1 protein-coding gene and 1 pseudogene are annotated in these 1,226 nt (G+C 79.9%); both read right to left on the reverse strand.

Features of this window, described 5'->3' with window-relative positions; translation table 11 throughout:
• Positions 1-27: 27 nt before the first annotated feature.
• Complete coding sequence (locus VR44_RS23805; RefSeq protein WP_052713793.1) at positions 28-735, reverse strand: hypothetical protein; 708 nt, start codon at positions 733-735, stop codon at positions 28-30.
• Between the two features lie 76 nt (positions 736-811).
• A pseudogene (locus tag VR44_RS45240) lies at positions 812-1,226 on the reverse strand (hypothetical protein); the annotation flags it as partial.

Below are 1,226 nucleotides of genomic sequence, written 5' to 3' on the forward strand. Positions count from 1 at the left end.
CGGTGGGGCGCGGCGGCCGGCAGTCGTTCACGGCTTCCTCCGGGGGGTGGCGAGGTCCGGCTCCGGCCGGCGGGGCCCGTCCGGTTCGCGCGCGCAGAAGGCCCGCACGGCGGCGCCGAGGCCCAGCAGCGGCTCGGCGGGGACGGCCCGGCCGGTGGCGACCTGCCAGCCGGCGTGGTCGTTGAAGGGGTTGTCGTCGGTCAGGGCGTGCCAGGCGAGGACGTCCGCGAAGGCCGGGGCGAGCAGGGTGAACGCCTGCCCGGCGCCCCGCTCGCGCAGCAACTGCCGGAAGGCACGGGCGGCGTCGGCCTGCCGGCCGCCGTCCACCGCGCGCAGCACGGCGGCGCAGCCGGGGTCCGCGAGGAGCTCCGGCCGGCCGGCGGTGGCGACGCGGATCCGGGCCCTGAGTCCGCAGACGGCCGCGCTGACGGCCAGGCTCTCCCGCCGGGCCAGGATCCCGGCGAACCATCCGGCCCGGGCCACCCCCCGGCCGCGCGGGGCCCAGCCGAGGCCGGCCGGGTCGGTGAGGGTGCGCAGCAGGGTCCGCCAGGCGCGGCGCCGGCGGCTGCTGCGGGCCACGAGGGCCCCGGCGGGCAGGCGCGCGCCGAACGCGAGCCCGGAGGCGTACCGGGCGGCCTCGCCCACGGCGTCGGCGGCCTCGGCCAGTTCCCGGCACAGGGCGTCGAGCGTGTCGACGTCCGGGTCGGGGGCCGGCGCGGTCACGGCGTCGGACATGGGCTCCTCGCGGGGGCTGTGGACGGCTGACGGGATCACCGTACGTCGGCCCCGCGCACTGCGCGCTCCGACTGCGCTACGGGAGTGGGCCGCCGGTCAGGGCCGGTGCGGTGAGGTCCTCGCGGGCGAAGGCCGCCTCGCGGAAGGCCGTGCGCAGCAGGGTTCCGGACCCGGTCGCGGGGCCGGGGAGCAGGACGGCCCAGCGGTCGTGGCGGGGGGCGATCCAGAGCGCGGGGCCGGGGCCGGACGGGGGGTGGTGGGCCCACACCCCGGCCGGCGCGGGGTGCCAGAGCAGGCCCCGGGAGGGGGTGAGTTCACCGGTGCGGATGCGCAGCGACTCGTCCGTCCAGGCGCGGGGGACGGGGTGGCCGGCCGGGGACAGCAGGTGGCGCAGGAACCGGGCGACGTCGGCGAGGGTGGTGTGCAGGACGCCGTCGGTGATGCGGGTACGGGTCATGCCGAGCGGCTGCCAGATCCGGGTCGCGGCGCTG

The sequence above is a fragment of the Streptomyces katrae genome (assembly GCF_000966975.1).
Classification (GTDB): domain Bacteria; phylum Actinomycetota; class Actinomycetes; order Streptomycetales; family Streptomycetaceae; genus Streptomyces; species Streptomyces katrae.

Excerpts from the sequence above, each read along its gene's own strand:
- VR44_RS23805 (WP_052713793.1), bottom strand. The coding sequence starts at position 735 with ATGTCCGACGCCGTGACCGCGCCGGCCCCCGACCCGGACGTCGACACG.